Origin of the sequence: Streptomyces hygroscopicus subsp. hygroscopicus, from assembly GCF_030269125.1 — a bacterium.
GTDB lineage: Bacteria > Actinomycetota > Actinomycetes > Streptomycetales > Streptomycetaceae > Streptomyces > Streptomyces hygroscopicus_C.
The window spans coordinates 1-15,004 of the sequence record NZ_BSSM01000006.1; the positions used below are offsets into that span (position 1 = coordinate 1).

Consider the following 15,004-nt stretch of genomic DNA (forward strand, 5'->3'; position numbering starts at 1 on the left):
AAGCGTTCCGCGGCCCGCCGCAGCGGCCAGCCGTCGTCCACGACACACCGGGCCAGACGCAGCCTCCCGGTCGGCGTCAGCGGGGCGTTACGGTGGGACACGAGGGCCTCCTGGACGTCGGTGCAGATGTCGCAATCCACACCGAACCCAGAAGGCCCTCACCTGTTCAAGCACCCAGCGCGCGTGTCACCAACGTCCCGGGACAGCACACCTAGTCCCCTTCCAGCAGGTCCAGGGCGGTCGTCCACGGGAACGTGGGACGGCCGCCGCCGGGGCCCGGCTCACCGGAGTACGGCTCCCCGAAGCGGACGCCCATCCCGCGCAGCCGTGCCAGGCTCTCCCGGTAGGCGGGGTGGGCGGCCAGACCGCCGGCCACACAGGGCAGCACGGCGATCGGCACGCCGAGACCCGCGGCCTCGCACAGGGTACCGACGGCGAGGGTGTCGGCGATGCCCGCCGCCCACTTGTTGACGGTGTTGAAGGTGGCCGGCGCGACCACCACGGCGTCCGGCGCAGGGAACGGGCGCGGGTCGTCCGGCGAACGCCACGCCGAGCGGATGGCCCGCCCGGTACGGGCCTCGACCGCCGCGACGTCGAAGAACCCGCCCGTCGCGATCGGAGTGGCGATCACCCCGGTCTCCCACCCCCGTTCCTGCGCGGCTTCGATCAACTCGCCGACACCGGCGGCGACCCCGGCCGCGCAGACGACGACGTACAGGAACGGCTTCTCGGACCCCTCGACGCGTTCGGTCATCCGGGAAGCCTAGCGAGCGACGGGCGGCCGCGCGGGGATGTCCCCGCGCCGGGCCCCCGCCGGCCGGCCGGCCAGGGGCCCCGCGCGTCCGCCGGTCAGTCCGCCTTCGCGTCCGCCGGCTCCGTCCCGGTCACGGTGATCGCGCCCACCGGGCACGCCCGCGCCGCCTCGCGGACCATCGGGTCCCCCGCCCCGTCCTCACGGCCGGGGACCAGCATGCTGAACCCGTCGTCGTCCTGGGTGAACACGCCCGGCGCGGTCAGCGCGCACTGGCCCGCCCCGATACAGACGTCCTTGTCGATCTCGATGTGCATGAGCTGAGCCTCTTACCAGGTCACGGGGAGTTCCAGCATCCCCTGGATCGTGTCGCCGGGTTTGAACGGGATCTCCTCGGCCGGTGCGGCGAGGCGCAGTCCCGGCAGCCGGGCGAACAGGGTGCCGAGGGCGATCTCCAGCTCCGCGCGGGCCAGGTTCTGGCCGAGGCACTGGTGGATGCCGAAGCCGAACGCCAGGTGGTGGCGGGCGGGACGGTGGAAGTCCAGGTCGTCGGGGTCGTCGTACTGGCCGGGGTCCCGGTTGATCACCGAGGTGGAGAAGAACACGCCCTCGCCGGCCCGGATGACGGTGCCGTCGGTCTCGATGTCCTCCAGCGCGATCCGCACCAGGCCGTCGGCGATGGACAGCATCCTCATCAGCTCCTCGACGGCGGCGGGCAGCAGCGCCGGGTCGGCGCGCAGCTCGGCCAGCCGGTCGGGGTTCCGCAGCAGGGTGAAGGTGCCGAGGGAGATCATGTTGGCGGTGGTCTCATGGCCCGCGACCAGCAGGATCACCGCGAGCGAGACGACGTCGGCGCGCTCCAGGGTGCCCTGGGCGAGCTGCTGGTGGACGAGGTCGTCGAGAACGCCGTCGCCGGGTTCGGATTGCCGGGCCTTGGCGTCGACCAGGCCGCCGAGGTACTCCTCCAGCCGGGTGCGGGCGCTCTGGGTGTCCTCGGCGGTCGGGCCGCGCAGCAGCCGTCGGGACTGCTCCTCGAAGAACTCGTGGTCGGCGTAGGGGACGCCGAGCAGGTCGCAGATCACCATCGACGGGACCGGCAGCGCGAAGGCGGAGACCAGTTCGGCGGGCGGGCCCTGTTCGATCATCGCGTCCAGCAGCCCGTCCACGATCCGCTGGATGGCGGGGCGCAGCCCGGCGGCGCGTTTGACGGTGAACGACGGGATCATCATCCGCCGCTGCCGCTGGTGCTCGGGGTCGTCCTGGCCGAGCAGGGCCACCCGGCGTTCGCGGACCCCCGCGAAACGCGCCGAGGGCATCGGGAACCCGGGACGGCGGCGGTCACTGGACAGCCGGGGATCGGCGAGCAGCGCGCGGGCGGTGGCGTGCCCGGTGACCATCCAGACCTGGCGGCCGTCGTAGAGGGTGACGCGGGCCAGCGGCCGCTGCTCGCGCAGCGGGGCGTATCCGGCCGGCGGGTGGTAGGGGCAGGTGCGGTCCTGGGGGAAGGAGACGGGGTCGGCCGGGGTCGCCGGGCCGGTGATGTCCGTCAGTTCCTGCATGGAAAGACCTCGCAGACGAAGAGGTGCGTCGTGCCGATCTTCATTAGATGCCTCAGGCATCTATGCGTCGACGGCAAGTTCGGCCAGTTCAAGGATCCTCCCGATCTGTCCGGAACGCGAAGCCACAGGTACCGGATCCGGCCATCCGGCGTAAGGGCCGCTCACACCGGGCCGGCGTCCCCCTCGCGCGGCGCGAAGGCACGAGCCACGGCGAGGCTGTCCTCGTACACGTGGTGGCGTACGACGACGCCGTCGCGGACCGTGAGGTGCAGGGCGAACCGGGCCGCGTAGGCGCGGCCGGTCGGTGCGGCCGTCTGCCGGATGACGCCGAGCACGACCGCGTCCTCGCCGTCCACCAGGACGCGTTCGACGACGGTGTCCGCCTTCTCGGGGACGTGGTGGGCGGCCAGCTCCCGGAAATGGGCGGCCGCGTCGGCGCGGGTGGCGCGGTGCCGGATCCAGGGGATGTCGGGGCGGCCGTGCTCCTCCTCGGGCCAGTCGAGTCGCCAGTCGCAGTCGTCGGCGTACAGCTCGGCGATCCGGTCGGGGTCGCCCGCGCCGATCCGGGTGAGGAGTTCCTGGACCGTGGCGCGCGTGTCGGGACCGGAGGTGGACGTCATGGCGGGTGCTCCCGGGGTCGGTGGCGGTCGGGACGGCGACCACTGTGCCAAGACCGGCGGGGTGACGCGATGACTCCGGGGGTAATGATCGCGGCGGAGCGGGGAAGCACGGTACGGATGAAGCATGCGGCCGCGGCTGTCGGAGCGGGACCCGCGCATGCGTCGGAGCGACGAAGGGGACGGATCCATGCCTCTCGAGGGTGAGTACGAGCCGAGCCCGGAGCAGTGGGTGCGCGATCAGGTGGAGTTGTACGAGAGTTCGGGCGGGACGAAGGGGAACACCCTGCTCGACACCGGGCTGCCGGTCATCGTCCTGACGACCCGGGGCGCGAAGAGCGGGAAGATCCGCAAGACCCCGCTGATGCGGGTGGCGCACGAGGGTGCCTACGCGGTGGTCGCCTCCCAGGGCGGCGCGCCGAAGCACCCGGTGTGGTATTTCAACGTCAAGGCCGATCCGCACGTCGAGCTCCAGGACGGCCCGGTCAAGCGGGACATGCGGGCGCGCGAGGTCACCGGGTCGGAGAAGGCGCAGTGGTGGGAGCGGGCGGTGGCCGCGTACCCGCCGTACGCGGACTACCAGCGCAAGACCGAGCGGGAGATCCCGGTGTTCGTGCTGGAGCCGGTCGACGGGGGCTGACCGGCCTCCGTGACGGCACCTTCCGGAGAATTCTCCGCCCGGGACGTGTGAACCGCCTCCCGGGCGGGCAGTCGTGCCGTCAGGCCCCGCCGCGTTCCCCCGTCGCGGCGGGGCTCTGCCGTGCCTCACCCGCCGGCCGGTCGGTGACGTCGAGGAAGATCTGGTCGGCGGCCGGGAACGTCGCGGCCAGCGAGCGCTTGATGCGGTCGGCGACCTCCTCGACGCGCTCGCTGTCCAGGCCCGGCGCGAGGTCGACGCGGGCGGCCACCAGGGTGGAGTCGAGGCCCAGCTTCATCGTGAACAGCGCCTCCACGCTGTCGATCTCCGGCTGTGCCCGCAGCAGCGCGCGGATGCGGCCGCTGAGTTCCGGGTCGGCGGCCTGTCCGATGAGCTGGTCGCGGGCCTCTCGGCCCAGCCGGTAGGCGACGTACACCAGCAGGACCCCGATGGCGAGCGAGGCGGACGCCTCCCAGACGACCTGCCCGGTGACCATGTGCAGGACCATCCCGGCGATCGCGAGGACCACGCCGAGCACCGCCGTGCCGTCCTCGGCGACCACCGTGCGCAGCGCCGGATCGCGCAGCGCCGCCCGGCCGCCCCGGCGGCGCACCTGGTGCAGGGCGCGCAGCAGCGAGACCCCCTCGGCGAGCAGTGCCACGCCCAGGACGGTCAGGCCCACCGCATAGCCGCGCGAGGTCTCCCGTGTGCCCTGGCGCAGGGCCTCGAAGCCCTGGAAGAAGGAGAAGCAGCCGCCCATCACGAAGATCCCGACGGCGGCCAGCAGGGACCAGAAGAAACGCTCCTTGCCGTAGCCGAAGGGGTGCCGCGCGTCGGCGGGGCGGCGGCTGCGGCGCAGGGCGGCCAGCAGGAAGACCTCGTTGAACGCGTCGGCGACCGAGTGCGCGGCTTCCGACAGCAGCGCGGGCGAGCCGGAGAGGGCACCGCCGACGGCCTTGGCGACGGCGATCACCAGGTTGGCGGCGAGGGCGACGAGGACGGTGACCCGGGTGCGCCGGTCGGTCGCCCGGGTGCGCCGGCCGGCGCGGGCGCCCGCCGGGGTGGTCTTTTGCTCCTGTCGTTCCGATGATGTTCCGCTCACGGGGGCCGAATGCCCGGGGCCGTGGGAATCACACCGTGCGGGCGCCCGGAAACGGGGAAGTCGGTGCTCTGGGAAACCCGGCCGCGAGGGCCCGGGACCCGTCGGCGAGGAGGAGACATGGGCGGTGACGGCGACGGCAACCGCGCCTACGGCCACAAGACGTTCAGCCGGTCGCTCAGCCACTTCCGGGACCGGATCACGGCGGACGGGCAGGGCGGCTGGCCGGTGGAGGCGGGGCGCTACCGGCTGGTGGTGTCCCGCGCCTGCCCCTGGGCGAGCCGGGCGGTGGTCTCCCGCCGGCTGCTGGGCCTGGAGGACGCGCTGCCGATGGCGGTCGCCGACCCGATCCAGGACGACCGCAGCTGGCGCTTCACCCTGGATCCGGACGGCCGGGACCCGGTACTCGGCATCCGGTACCTCCACGAGGCGTACGACCGCAGGGAGACCGGTTATCCGGGCGGGGTGAGCGTGCCCGCCGTGGTGGACGTGCCCAGCGGCCGGCTGGTCACCAACGACTACCAGCAGCTCACCCTGGACCTCGCCACCGAGTGGCGGGACCTGCACCGCGAGGGCGCCCCCGACCTGTATCCGGCGGCCCGGCGCGACGAGCTCGACACGGTGATGGCCGAGGTGTACGAGGACGTCAACAACGGCGTGTACCGGGCCGGGTTCGCCACCCACCAGAGGGAGTACGAGGAGGCATGCGCGGGAGTCTTCCGGCGGCTGGAACTGCTCTCCGAGCGGCTGGCCGGGCAGCGGTATCTGGTCGGCGACACCCTCACGGAAGCGGATATCCGGCTGTTCACCACGCTGGTCCGGTTCGACCCGGTCTACCACGGCCACTTCAAGTGCAACCGCTGGAAGCTGGCGGAGGACCCGGTGCTGTGGGCGTACGCCCGGGACCTGTTCCAGACCCCGGGGTTCGGCGACACGGTGGACTTCGACCACATCAAACGGCACTACTACCAGGTGCACACCGGTATCAACCCGACCGGCATCGTGCCGCTCGGCCCGGATCTCGCGAACTGGCTGAGTCCGCACGGCCGTGAGGAACTGGGCGGCCGGCCGTTCGGCGACGGTACACCCCCCGGCCCGGTGCCGCCGGGCGAACGGGTGACCCCCGCGGGCCGGCCCGCATGAGGACCCGCTGACGAGGAAGGAGTCGTCCATGTCCAAGTCGAAGAAGAGCAAGCTCCCCTTCGTCTACCAGCCGATCGGCTTCGCGCTGAGCTGGGTGAGCGGCGCGGTCGCCGGTCTCGCCTTCAAGCAGGCGTGGAAGGCCATACGGCACGAGGAGGAGGCGCCCACCGCCCTGGACGAGGACCGCCGGCTGCGGGACATCCTGCTGGCCGCCGCCCTCCAGGGCGCCATCTTCGCGGTGGTGCGCAGCGCGGTGAACCGCACCGGCGCCAAGGCCATCGCGCGGTCCACGGGGGTGTGGCCGGTGGCGGAGGACAAGGGGAGCAAGGGGGCCGAAGGTGTCGAGGCGGCCGAGCGGGAGAAGCACGGCCGGCGCTGAGGGCGCCGCCCCCGCGGGCCGGTCTCAGTCGGCGAGCAGCCACCGGCCCTCGCGCATGACGTCCCGCCCGCGCAGTTCGTTCGCCTCGCGCCACGCCTGGATGCGCTCGGGGACGACCCGGAAGTAGAGGTAGCGGGTGGCCAGTCGCCTCGGGTCGAAGCCGGTCTTGCCGGCGAAGACCTCGGCGTCCTCCTCGGGCAGGTCCTCCGGGGTCACCGCCTGGACGCCGCCCTCCACGAGGACGACGTCCCGGGTCGGCCCGATGCCGAGCCTGACCCGGCCACTGGCGACCAGGTTGCGGCCGGTGGGGCTGTCGGCCGGGGTGGCGAACAGCAGGAGCGCGCCGTCCCAGACGAACGACAGCGGCACGAGGTAGGGCGTGCCGCCGTCGGGGCCGGCCGTGGCCACCCAGGCGTCCTCGTCGTGTTCCAGCCGGTGCAGGGTGTCCTGCTTGCGCTGCTCGGCGGTGCGGGCGGGCGGCGGGGTCATCGTGTTCGGCCTCCTGTGGGATGCGGGTGCGCTCCAGTGTGGCCGCCGGGGCGTGCCCGCGGGGAGTGTCCCGACGGCGTGTCACCCACCGGCGCCGGTACGGCCTCAGTCGCAGCCGACCCGGGGCCTGAGCCGTGGCCACGCCTCGACCCCGTGGGACGTGCGGACGTAGGCCGTGTCCCGGTCGGGGGTGAGCCACAGCCGCTGGTCGCGGTAGTGGTACCCGGTGTCGTACGCGTCGGCGGGCAGGGCGCGCAGGCGGCCCCGGTACGGCCCGGTGAGGAAGCCGTCGCGGGCGAGGACGCCCTCGGGGTCGCGGGCGTACGTCCGGCCGCCGAGGTCGAGGAAGTGGGCGGAGCCCCAGCCGCAGTGGTCCGGGCCCGGCGAACTGTTCAGCCGGGTCACCGGCACCCTCCTGCCGTCGCGGCCGGTCCACACCTCCCACCCGGTGGTGGCCGTGAAGCCCTGCGGGAGTTCGGCCGGGTCGCACGAGGCGCTGGTCTCGGGGCCCCAGCCGGGCCGGTCCCGCTGGTCCCTGGCCACCACCACGGCCACCTTGGTACGGCCGCCGACGTCGAAGGAGTACAGCACCCGGTCGGGCTCCCGGCGCTCCACGCGGTAGCCGTACCCGGGCACCTCCGGCTTCCACCCGTCGAGGTAGAACGCGAGCCCCTGCTCGGGGGTCGCGCCGCCGTCGGACGCGCTCCACGCCTCGGGACCGCTGCCGTCGAAGACCTCGCCGTCGCACTCCAGCGCCCGCCCGGCCGCGCCGTAGGCCGCCGGACGCGCCCGGGAGCCGTGCCCGTCGGACTGCCCGGTGGGCACGTGGAGCGGTCCTCGGTACGGCCGGGCGGGCGGGGTCCCCCGCACCACCAGGTCCGCCCGGGGGCCGCCGCCGGAGCCGCATCCCCCCGCCGTCACGGCCGTCACCGCCGCCAGCACCGCCGCGACCGACACTCTGCGCATGTTCGAGCCCCCCACGTCCTTTCCCGGATGCCTACGACTCCTGGACGCCGCGGCGGGTCCGAACGTTCGAGACTCCGTCGTGGTGCGGTTTCGCCGCGGCGCGAGGACGGGCAGGCTGGGGGACCATGAGCGATGTGACCACCATGCGAGCCATCGGCCAGGACGTCCTCGGCGGTCCCGAGGTGCTGCGAGAAGTACGGCTGGAGCGGCCGGAGCCGCGGCCGAACGAGGTGCTGGTCCGGGTGCGGGCCGCCGGGGTGAACCCCACCGACTGGAAACACCGGGCCACCGGCGGGTTCCTCGGCGAGCCCCCGTTCGTGCTCGGCTGGGACGTCTCCGGCGAGGTCGCCGCGACCGGGATCGGCGTGGCCGAGTTCGAGCCGGGCGACGAGGTGTTCGGCATGCTGCCCTACCCCTTCGGGCACGGCTCGCACGCCGAGTACGTGATCGCCCCCGTCCGCGCCCTGTGGCACAAGCCGGCCTCGGTCGACCACGCCCAGGCGGGCGCGCTGCCGCTGGTGTCGCTGACCGCCTGGCAGGCGCTGACCGAGCGGGCCGGCGTGCGGGCCGGGCAGCGGGTGCTGGTCCACGCCGCGGCCGGCGGGGTCGGGCACGTGGCCGTGCAGATCGCCAAGGCGCACGGCGCGCACGTGATCGGCACGGCGAGCGCGGCCAAGCACGGCTTCCTGCGCGAGATCGGCGTGGACGAACCGGTCGACTACCGCTCCACCGATGTCACGGAGGCGGTGCGGGACGTGGACGTCGTCCTGGACACCCTCGGCGGCGAGACAGCCCTGCGCTCCCTGCGGGTGCTGCGGCCCGGCGGCATCCTGGTGTCGATCCTGCCGGTGGGCTCCCGCGAACTGTACGACGAGGCCGAGCGGCTCGGCGTACGCGCGGTACGGATGCTGGTGGACGCCGACCGGGCGGGAATGCGGTCGGTCACGGAGCTGGTGGAGTCGGGGAAGCTGAAGGCGAGCATCGCCGGGACGTACCCGCTGGCCGACGCCGCGAAGGCACACGAACAGGGAGAGACCGGGCGCACCACGGGGAAGCTGGTGCTGCTGGTCGACTGACCGGCCCGCGAACACGCGTCAAACCCGAAGACATATGTCAATCGAACATGCTCAAATTCCTTCCATCGAGGGTAACTTGACGGTCGGAGATCCGACGTCCGGGCGCGGGTGGGAGGTGATGCCGAGGTGCGACGGGAACCCGTGTCCCTCACCCGGCATCTGCGCGTGTACACATACCGTGCGTACACCGTCCTGGAGTTCCGGGGCGAGATCGACATCATCTCGGCGGAGGAGATCCTCCCGCTCCTGGACCGGATCACCGGCAGCCCCGGCGCCCGGGTCGTGCTGGACCTGCGGCCCGTGGAGTTCTTCGACTGCTCGGGGCTGCGCCTGCTGTACCGGGCGCGGGCCCGGGTCCTCGAGCACGGCGGGCGGCTGCACCTGGTGTGCACCCACCCGCTGACCCTGCGCGTACTGCGGGTGACGGGCCTGTCCCGGCTGCTGCCGCCGCATGCCACACCGGACGCGGCCCTGGCGGCCGCCGGGGCGGTGTCGGGGTCGTGATCAGGGGAAGCCGGCCCGCGGCCGGTGGCGGTCAGGCCCCCTCGGACGGGTTCAGGCCCCCTCGAACAGGGCGCTGACCGACTCCCCGTTGTGGATGCGCCGTACCGCCTCGGCGAGGGCCGGGGCGATGGACAGGACGCGCAGCTTGTCGGTGTGCTCGTCGGCGGGGATCGGCACGGTGTTGGTGCAGACGATCTCCAGCACGTCCGGCTGCTCGCCGATCCGCTTGAGCGCACCGGCCGCGAACAGGCCGTGCGTGCACGCCACCCGGATCGAGCGCGGGCCCAGCTCCCGGAGCCGGTCCAGGAGTTCCAGCACGGTGCTGCCCTTGGCGATCTCGTCGTCCAGCACGATGACGTCCCGCCCGGCGATCTCGCCGATGACGGAGCTGATGCTCACCCGGTCGTCCGCGTACCGCTGCTTGGCGCCGGCCGCCACCTGCGCGCCGATGCGCCGGGCGAAGGCGGCCGCCTCCTTGGCGTTGCCGAGGTCCGGGGATACCACCGTGGTGCGCGAGAGGTCGTACTGCCGGAAGTGATCGGCCAGTTCGCGCAGCGCGTGCAGATGGTCCACCGGCACCGAGAAGAAGCCGTGCACCTGCGGGGAGTGCAGGGTCATGGCGAGGACCCGGCTCGCGCCCGCCGCCACCATCAGGTCGGCGACGAGCCGCCCGCCGATGGAGATGCGGGGCGCGTCCTTCTTGTCCGAACGCGCGTAGGAGTAGTGCGGCATGACGACGGTGATCCGGGAGGCGGAGGCACCCCGGGCCGCGTCGCACATCAGCAGCAGCTCGACCAGGTGCTCCTGCACCGGTTTGACCAGCGGCTGGATCAGGAAGACGTCCCGTTCCCGGCAGTTGGCCTGAAGCTGGACCTCCAGACAGTCGTTGGCGAACCGGCTGACCCTGGTCGGACTCAGCGGCACCCCCAGGTGCGCGCAGACCTCCTCGGCCAGTTCGGGATGGGCACTGCCGCTGAAGACGGCGATGTCTCGCACGATCTGCTCCTCGCATGATCATTCCGGGCTGCCGCGCTCATGCTACTGGCCCGCGCCGCGGTGGTGGCGCGTGTGCGGTGCGTCCGGGCGCGGGTGGCCTCGGCCCACTCGCCGGTCCGCGTCGCCGCGGTCGGCGCGGCGTCGGCGTTCCCGGTGCCGGCCGCCAGGGGGCCGGAACCGGCGGGGCCGCCCGCCGGCGCGTACCGGCCCCGGCCGGTGGCCACCGGCCGCCGGAGGCCCGCCCGCGGCGGGAAGGGAACCCGCCCGCCGAACCGCCGAGCGGCGGGACGTCGGCGCCGGTCGCCGGGATGTACGGGGACGCCGCGCTCCAGTCGGTGGTGGCGCGCGGCGGGCGGGGCCCTGGTGGGCGCGGGTGCGGTCGAGGAGGCGGCGCTCCTCGGCGGTCAGGTGCCGTCGGAGTGATGCCCGGCCGGGGCGGGGAGGCCGGGGACGAAGTGGTGCTCGTGCGACCGCCGGTGGCCCGCGCGCCCGGCGTGCCGGTGACGGCACGCGGGGTCCGGCCCGTCCCCGCGGGCGGGCGTACGGGGGCTCGCCCGGCGGGGCCTTCCAGGACGCGCGGCGGCCGGCGGGGTGGTCGTGTCGGGAACGCTCGTCGCCGTGCGCAGCGGCTGTCGTCACGGTTCACGGCCCCTCGCGCCGTGTCCCGGGCGCGCTTCGAGAACGGTCGAGGTGCCTGCGACGCGACGGCGGCGGTCAGCCGCCGAGCACCCCCGGCAGGGCCAGCGCCGCCAGCACGGTGGCGCCCACCAGCAGCCAGGCGACGTAGTCGCCGACGTGCCCGGACTGGAGGCGTCTCAGCGGCGCCGTCCACGCGGGGACGGCCGGCCGCCGCCGACGGCTGACGGCACCGGCGGCGAGACCCACGGCGAGGGCCGTGGAGGCCACGCCGAGCAGGACCCCGTGCGGCGTCCACTCCGCCGAGGCTCGGGCGCCGCCCGAGCCCGCCTCGTTGACCGATCGGGCGACGAGGTCGCCGAAGCCGGGCACGGTGCCCACGGCGAGCGCGGCGGCGAGCAGCACGGCCGGGACCGTCGTCATCGTGTCCGGGACCCGGCCGAGCAGCCCGGACGTCTCGGGCTCCTCCCGCGAGCCGCTCGTCTCGTAGGCGCCGGTGTCCTGCGGCGGTGTCCCGAGGCCGAGGAACACCCGCGCGGCGACCCGCAGCACCGCGCCCGCCGTGACCGCGGACGCGGCCACGTACACCACGGTGAGCGGCCCGCCGACCGCCTCCTCGCTGACCGCCTTGCCCAGGCCGGTGCCGAAGGGCGGCAGCCCCGCGAGGGCGAGCCCGCCGAGGGCGAACAGCACGCCGGTCGCCCGCAGTCGGCCCGCCCTGCCGTGCAGGGCGTGCTCGTCCACGCTGCCGAACCGGTCCAGCAGCGCGCCCGTGCAGGCGAACAGGGCGGCCTTCACCCCGGCGTGCCCGAGGATGTACAGGGCGGCGCCGTCGTCGCCCTCGGGGGTGAGGACGCCGACGGCGATCAGGAACAGACCGGTGTGCGCGATCGTGGAGAAGGCGAGCAGGCGTTTGATGTGCCGCTGGTACCAGCACATCACGGCGCCGGTCACGGAGGTGAGGACGCCGAGGGTCACCAGGGCGCGGGTCAGGTCGGCGGCCGGGATGCCGCCGGGTCCGGCGAAGACGGTGCCGTAGACGCGCCAGACGCCGTACACCCCGAGCTCGACCATCACCCCGGACAGCAGCATGCACACCGGGGTGGGGGCGACCGCGTGGGCGTCGGGGAGCCAGAAGTGGAAGGGCACGGTGGCCGCCTTCACCAGCAGCCCGGTCATCACCAGCGCGAACGCGGCGAGGACCAGCGCGTCGGGGCCGCCCTGACCGCCGGTGCTGTCCAGGCCCCGGCCGATCTTCACCATCGACAGTTCACCGGTACGGGCGTACAGCAGCCCGATGCCGGTCAACATGGCGTAGGCGCCCAGCGAGTTGACGACACCGAACGTCAACGCGCCCTGGACTGCCTTCGGGTCGTCGATGCGGTAGCCGGTGAGCGCGTACGCCACCACGCTCATCAGCTCGAAGAACACGAAGGCGTTGAACAGGTCGCCGGCGAGGGCGAATCCGCACATGGCGCCCTGGAAGACCAGCATCAGCGCGGGGAACGAACCGGCGTGGCCGCGCGGCGGCTCGTCGAAATACCGCCAGGAGTAGGCGAGCGCGGCGAGGGTGAGCAGAGCGACGAGGGCCGCCATGCCGAGCGAGGGCCCGTCCCCGATCACCTCGATGCCGACGCTCTCCCCGCCGACGGGCACCCAGCCGCCGACCCATTCGACCATCGGAGGCGAGGAGTTCAGCAGCAGTACGAGGGCGAGCGCGGCCGTCGCCGCCGAGACGACGAGGCCGGTCAGCTCGACGGCGGGGCGCGGCAGCCGGCGGCCGGCGGCGGCGAGCAGGGCGGCCCCGAGCAGCGGCAGCGCGACGAGGAGCGGGAGCAGGTGGTGCATCAGCCGCGCAGCTCCCGCAGTTCGTCGGGGTCGAGCGTGCCGTGCCGTTTGACGATCTGCAGGACCAGGGCGAGCAGCAGCGCGGTGACGGTGGCGCCGACGACGATGTCGGTGAGGGTGAGGGCCTGCACCACCGGGTCCACCACCGGCCGCGAGCCGGGCTTGATGTCGGAGAAGACGGGCGCGGTGCCGCCGGAACGGTAGCCGACCGCCAGCAGCAGGATGTACGTGGAGACCTGGCACACGGACAGACAGCCGACGGCATGGATCAGATTGCGGCTGGTGGCGAGGCCGTAGCAGCCGGTCAGGAAGACATAGGCGGCGACCAGGTAGGGCAGTACCTGCATGAGGGCGCTCATCCTCCGTTCCCCTCCTCGATCTCGACGGCCTGGTCGAGGAAGTTGGCGAGCAGGACGACGACCGCGCTCGCCACCTCGATGCCGACGGCCGCGTTCAGCAGCGGGACGGTGCCGCCGGAGGACAGCGTGTCGAACGTGCCGTACGGCAGCAGTGTGTTGGCGAGGAACGCGGTCGCGGCCAGGACCCCGGCGAGGCCCAGCACGAGATAGGCGCAGACGGACAGGGCGTCGACGGTCTCGAAGGTGCCCAGGGGGCGGACGCGTTCGAGGGCGCGGTAGTCGGCGCCCAGGTACAGCAGGTGCAGGGCGGTCGCGGCGACCACCCCGCCCTGGAAGCCGCCGCCGGGGCTGAGCTGGCCGTGGGCGATGACGTAGAGGCCGCAGACCAGGGCGACGGGTACCACGAGGAGGGCGTAGCGGCGCACCGGGCGGGCGACCTCGGCGGGTCGCGGCCGCTCCCGGTGTTCGTCGCGGGCCTGGCGCAGCAGCACCACGCAACCGAGGACGGCGGCGAACAGGATGCTCATCTCGCCGAGGGTGTCGTAGGCGCGCTGGTCGAAGTTGACGGAGGCGACGGTGTTGGCGGTGTGCCGGGCGAGGGAGGCGCGCACGGCCCGGGTGCCGTACGGGTGCGCACGGCCGCCGAAACCGGGTAGGTCCAGGCACGCGGCGGCCAGCAGGGCGGCGAGGCCCGCGCCGCCCACGGCCAGCAGCCACAGCCGCAGCCGCCGGCTCACCGCGCGCCGTCCCGGCCCCGGCCGCGCCGCCGGATCTTGCGGACCGACAGCATGATCAGCAGTGGGGTGAGGGCGGCCCCGACCGCGAGCTGGGACAGGCCGACGTCGGGTGCCTGGAGCACGGTGAACAGGACGGCCAGCAGCACCCCGAGCACGGACAGCACCAGCGCCTGGCGGGCGGGGTCGCGCTGGGCGACGGCGGCGGTGGCGGCGCCGGCGACGAGGAGCAGGGCCACGAGGTTCAGGACGCCGGTCATACGACGCCTCCCGCGGCCCTCACGAGGCTCTCCCGCGCCGGGTCAGCCACCCCGCACCCCCTGGAAACCGCCCGACAGCGCCCGGGAGGCGATCAGGTTGCCGCCGATCAGCAGCGCGCCGATCACCAGCAGCTTCACCATGGCCCGGCCGGGCCCGGTGGCCGCGCACACCACGATCACGACGACGGCGCCCACCCCGGCCACCGCGTAGGTGAGCCCCCAGGCGCTCGGCCGCCGCCCCTCCAGGTCCTCGTGCAGCAGCCGGGCGAAGACCAGGGTGCCGACCGGGCCGAGCAGGGCGAGCAGCAGGGCGAGGTCGACGTAGGCGGGGCGGCCGTAGCCCTGGGCGAGCAGCAGCAGGGCGGGGCACAGGGCCGCGGTGGTGAGGTTCTGGGCGACGACGCGGCGGGCGACCGGGCCGGTGGTCACGCCCCACAGGGCGGCCGCCCCACCCCCGCCGAGTTCGACGGTCGCCGCGAGGATCCAGCCGTTCACCGCCACCTCACCGCCCGCCGGCCGGCCCGTGCCAGCAGCGCGCCCGCGGCGGCGGCGCTCGCGCCCACGACGCGTTCCAGGGTGTCGACGGTGGTGATCAGCACCAGCCAGAGCAGGGCCAAGGCGGCCCACCAGGCGAGGAGTTCACCGGCGGCGAGGAGGACGGCACGGGGCGTCGTACGCCGGTCCATCCGCCACCTCCCCTTCTCGGACACTCCGGTCTTCCGGCGCTCGGGCTCCCGGTGCTCCAGGTCCCGGCACTCCGCCTTCCGGTTCGCGGTGGTGTGTCCGCTTCGCCACTCGGTGCATCCAAGCACCGCCGGGCCCCCGGCGGGGCGGCGGCACGCGGGTCCCGGGGCGGAGTGCCCCGGGAGCGTGAACGGAAACCGGCGGGGGCTGCCGCGCCCTCAGCAGCAGGTCTGTACCACCCTCTTGACGCCCCCTTATCTCACTTCT

19 protein-coding genes and 1 pseudogene are annotated in these 15,004 nt (G+C 73.9%); 5 read left to right on the forward strand and 15 right to left on the reverse strand.

The features are described from left to right. From QSK45_RS15350 to QSK45_RS15370, 5 genes and pseudogenes are all read right to left on the reverse strand, one after another. Positions 1-101 (reverse strand): annotated as a pseudogene (locus tag QSK45_RS15350) (leucine zipper domain-containing protein); the annotation flags it as partial. A gap of 110 nt (positions 102-211) precedes the next feature. Then, positions 212-754, reverse strand: coding sequence for a flavoprotein (locus QSK45_RS15355; protein ID WP_285557120.1), 543 nt, complete (start codon positions 752-754; stop codon positions 212-214). A 95-nt stretch (positions 755-849) separates the two neighbouring features. Next, positions 850-1,068: a ferredoxin gene (locus QSK45_RS15360; RefSeq protein ID WP_285557121.1), complete on the reverse strand. Its 219-nt coding sequence runs from the start codon at positions 1,066-1,068 to the stop codon at positions 850-852. A 12-nt stretch (positions 1,069-1,080) separates the two neighbouring features. Beyond that, complete coding sequence (locus QSK45_RS15365; protein ID WP_285557123.1) at positions 1,081-2,310, reverse strand: cytochrome P450; 1,230 nt, start codon at positions 2,308-2,310, stop codon at positions 1,081-1,083. Between the two features lie 161 nt (positions 2,311-2,471). Then, complete coding sequence (locus QSK45_RS15370) at positions 2,472-2,930, reverse strand: nuclear transport factor 2 family protein (RefSeq protein WP_285557124.1); 459 nt, start codon at positions 2,928-2,930, stop codon at positions 2,472-2,474. Between the two features lie 187 nt (positions 2,931-3,117). Between QSK45_RS15370 and QSK45_RS15375 the strand changes: the two genes are divergently transcribed. Next, a complete protein-coding gene (locus QSK45_RS15375; RefSeq protein ID WP_285557126.1) occupies positions 3,118-3,567 on the forward strand; it encodes a nitroreductase family deazaflavin-dependent oxidoreductase in 450 nt (149 codons plus the stop codon). A 79-nt stretch (positions 3,568-3,646) separates the two neighbouring features. On the opposite strand, the gene QSK45_RS15380 is transcribed toward QSK45_RS15375, so the two are convergent. Continuing rightward, positions 3,647-4,666, reverse strand: a complete 1,020-nt coding sequence (locus tag QSK45_RS15380) for a cation diffusion facilitator family transporter (RefSeq protein WP_285557128.1) — start codon at positions 4,664-4,666, stop codon at positions 3,647-3,649. Between the two features lie 117 nt (positions 4,667-4,783). On the opposite strand from QSK45_RS15380, the gene QSK45_RS15385 reads away from it, so the two are divergent. After that, the gene (locus tag QSK45_RS15385) at positions 4,784-5,806 is read left to right on the forward strand and encodes a glutathione S-transferase family protein (protein WP_285557129.1); all 1,023 of its coding nucleotides are present in this window, start codon (positions 4,784-4,786) and stop codon (positions 5,804-5,806) included. 28 nt (positions 5,807-5,834) lie between these two features. Then, entirely contained in the window at positions 5,835-6,185 is a 351-nt protein-coding gene (locus QSK45_RS15390) for a DUF4235 domain-containing protein (protein ID WP_285557130.1), read from the forward strand. A gap of 24 nt (positions 6,186-6,209) precedes the next feature. Here the strand turns inward: QSK45_RS15390 and QSK45_RS15395 are convergent, their stop codons facing one another. Together QSK45_RS15395 and QSK45_RS15400 are read right to left on the reverse strand one after the other, a co-directional pair. After that, positions 6,210-6,674, reverse strand: a complete 465-nt coding sequence (locus tag QSK45_RS15395) for a pyridoxamine 5'-phosphate oxidase family protein (protein ID WP_285557132.1) — start codon at positions 6,672-6,674, stop codon at positions 6,210-6,212. Between the two features lie 105 nt (positions 6,675-6,779). Next, the gene (locus QSK45_RS15400; RefSeq protein ID WP_285557134.1) at positions 6,780-7,640 is read right to left on the reverse strand and encodes a hypothetical protein; all 861 of its coding nucleotides are present in this window, start codon (positions 7,638-7,640) and stop codon (positions 6,780-6,782) included. Between the two features lie 125 nt (positions 7,641-7,765). Between QSK45_RS15400 and QSK45_RS15405 the strand changes: the two genes are divergently transcribed. Both QSK45_RS15405 and QSK45_RS15410 read left to right on the forward strand, forming a co-directional pair. Then, entirely contained in the window at positions 7,766-8,716 is a 951-nt protein-coding gene (locus QSK45_RS15405; RefSeq protein ID WP_285557136.1) for an NADP-dependent oxidoreductase, read from the forward strand. A gap of 126 nt (positions 8,717-8,842) precedes the next feature. Then, entirely contained in the window at positions 8,843-9,220 is a 378-nt protein-coding gene (locus tag QSK45_RS15410) for an anti-sigma factor antagonist (RefSeq protein WP_285557138.1), read from the forward strand. Between the two features lie 51 nt (positions 9,221-9,271). Here QSK45_RS15410 and QSK45_RS15415 read toward each other — a convergent pair whose 3' ends face one another. The 7 genes from QSK45_RS15415 to QSK45_RS15445 all read right to left on the reverse strand — a co-directional run bounded on the left by QSK45_RS15415 (position 9,272) and on the right by QSK45_RS15445 (position 14,739). Further along, complete coding sequence (locus QSK45_RS15415; protein ID WP_285557140.1) at positions 9,272-10,216, reverse strand: ribose-phosphate diphosphokinase; 945 nt, start codon at positions 10,214-10,216, stop codon at positions 9,272-9,274. A gap of 714 nt (positions 10,217-10,930) precedes the next feature. Continuing rightward, on the reverse strand, positions 10,931-12,700 hold the full coding sequence (locus QSK45_RS15420) for a complex I subunit 5 family protein (RefSeq protein WP_285557142.1): 1,770 nt from the start codon (positions 12,698-12,700) through the stop codon (positions 10,931-10,933). After that, a complete protein-coding gene (locus QSK45_RS15425) occupies positions 12,700-13,047 on the reverse strand; it encodes a sodium:proton antiporter (RefSeq protein WP_285557682.1) in 348 nt (115 codons plus the stop codon). Before QSK45_RS15425 ends, QSK45_RS15420 begins: the two co-directional genes overlap by 1 nt. Positions 13,048-13,055: 8 nt before the next feature. After that, on the reverse strand, positions 13,056-13,796 hold the full coding sequence (locus tag QSK45_RS15430; RefSeq protein WP_285557144.1) for an MnhB domain-containing protein: 741 nt from the start codon (positions 13,794-13,796) through the stop codon (positions 13,056-13,058). Beyond that, positions 13,793-14,053 (reverse strand): hydrogenase subunit MbhD domain-containing protein, encoded by a 261-nt coding sequence (locus tag QSK45_RS15435; protein ID WP_285557146.1) that lies wholly within the window; start codon positions 14,051-14,053, stop codon positions 13,793-13,795. Before QSK45_RS15435 ends, QSK45_RS15430 begins: the two co-directional genes overlap by 4 nt. A 42-nt stretch (positions 14,054-14,095) precedes the next feature. Next, positions 14,096-14,548, reverse strand: coding sequence for a monovalent cation/H+ antiporter complex subunit F (locus QSK45_RS15440; protein ID WP_285557149.1), 453 nt, complete (start codon positions 14,546-14,548; stop codon positions 14,096-14,098). Beyond that, positions 14,545-14,739 carry a hypothetical protein gene (locus QSK45_RS15445; RefSeq protein ID WP_285557151.1) on the reverse strand — a complete coding sequence of 65 codons (195 nt, stop codon included), beginning with the start codon at positions 14,737-14,739 and terminating at the stop codon, positions 14,545-14,547. Before QSK45_RS15445 ends, QSK45_RS15440 begins: the two co-directional genes overlap by 4 nt. Positions 14,740-15,004: the final 265 nt, after the last annotated feature.